Genomic DNA, 1,670 nt, shown 5'->3' with positions numbered 1-1,670 from the left:
CCAAGCTGAACGGCAACATGAGCGGCGCGCCCATCCTGCTGCCCGCCCGCCACCTGCTGAACATCGCCCTGGCCGTCGGCATCGTGGCGCTGGTGGTGGTGCTGGTGATGAGCGGCGGCGATGCGCTCTGGGCCTTCTGGGGGATCTTTGCGCTGGCGCTGATCATCGGGATCACCCTGATCATCCCGATCGGCGGCGCCGACATGCCCGTCGTGGTCTCGATGCTGAACAGCTACTCGGGCTGGGCGGCGGCGGCCCTAGGCTTCACCCTCGAGAACATCACCCTGATCATCACGGGGGCGCTGGTCGGCTCCTCGGGCGCGATCCTGTCCTACATCATGTGCAAGGGGATGAACCGCAGCTTCGTCTCGGTGATCCTGGGCGGCTTCGGCGGCGAGACGGCGGCCGCCGGCGAAGGACGTGTCGAGACCCGGCCGGTGAAACAGGGCTCGGCCGACGATGCCGCCTTCATCATGAAGAACGCCTCCAAAGTGATCATCGTCCCCGGCTATGGCATGGCCGTGGCTCAGGCCCAGCACGCCCTGCGCGAGATGGGCGACCGGCTGAAGGAGGAGGGGGTGGACGTGGCCTACGCCATCCACCCGGTGGCCGGCCGCATGCCCGGGCACATGAACGTGCTGCTGGCAGAAGCCAGCGTGCCCTACGACGAGGTGTTCGAGCTGGAGGACATCAACTCCGAGTTCGCCACCGCCGACGTCGCCTTCGTCATCGGCGCCAACGACGTGACCAACCCGGCCGCCAAGACCGACCCGCAGTCGCCCATCTTCGGCATGCCCATCCTGGACGTGGAGAAGGCCCGCACCGTGCTGTTCGTGAAGCGCGGCATGGGCTCAGGCTATGCCGGTGTGGAGAACGAGCTCTTCTTCCGCGACAACACCATGATGCTGTTCGGAGACGCCAAGAAGATGGTCGAAGGCGTCCTCAAGGCGCTTTAACAAAGGCTGTAAAACTCGCCCTAGACGAGAGTCTACCGCCCAGCTTCGCATAACAAAATACGTAGGTGAGCGACTCAGCGCTTGCCTTGCCGCCCTGTTTCCGCCCAGAACAAAGTTAACGTGGCCCGGCCTAGACGGGTCCGACAGTTGAGCGCCGACCGCTTACACCTTTTCAGGTCGGCCCACTTGCTCGGTGGTGCGAAAAAGGGGTTCTCGTTGACTCAGCAAAGCTTGGCGGTTCAGGGCCGCACGCCGAACTGGATCGCCGATCTTGTCGTCGGGGGCACCGCAGCCCTCCTGGCCATCACCGTCGCCCAGGCCGCGCTCCCGGACGAGAGGCAGCGGCTTCCCAAGCTTAACCTGTCCCAGGCGACGACCGCCGCCCCGGCGGCGGCCCAGGCGCCCCAGCAGCCGCTGACGCCGCAGGGCGTGGTGTTCGGCGAGCCGGTGCCGGGCTACCCCGTGATCTCGCCGTTCGGCCTGCGCAAGCTGCCCTGGGAGGAGTACGGGCGCCTGCACCAGGGCGTCGACATCGCCGCCCCCGCCGGCCTGCCGGTGCAGGTCATCGCCGACGGTGTGGTGGTGCGCGCCGGCCAGGACGGCGCCTACGGACGGTTCGTGGAGGTGCGCCACGCCGACGGGCTTACCTCCTTCTACGCCCACCTGGGCGGCTTCTCGCCCAACTCGCGGGCGGGGATCGCGGTGAAGCGCGGG

At 67.3% G+C, this 1,670-nt stretch carries 2 protein-coding genes; both read left to right on the top strand.

Translation table 11 applies throughout. The annotated features are described in order from the left end of the window. Positions 1 to 956, top strand: a 956-nt coding sequence (locus tag VHK87_RS01260) for an NAD(P)(+) transhydrogenase (Re/Si-specific) subunit beta (RefSeq protein ID WP_329633084.1), incomplete at its 5' end; no start/stop codon positions are given. Between the two features lie 216 nt (positions 957 to 1,172). Then, a partial coding sequence (locus VHK87_RS01255) for a M23 family metallopeptidase (RefSeq protein WP_329633083.1) occupies positions 1,173 to 1,670 on the top strand: 498 nt, incomplete at its 3' end.

It is taken from the genome of Phenylobacterium sp. (genome assembly GCF_036263695.1).
Classification (GTDB): Bacteria; Pseudomonadota; Alphaproteobacteria; order Caulobacterales; family Caulobacteraceae; genus Phenylobacterium.
Note: the sequence above shows the minus strand (reverse complement) of the source record. Positions and strands in the feature narration are given on the sequence as shown.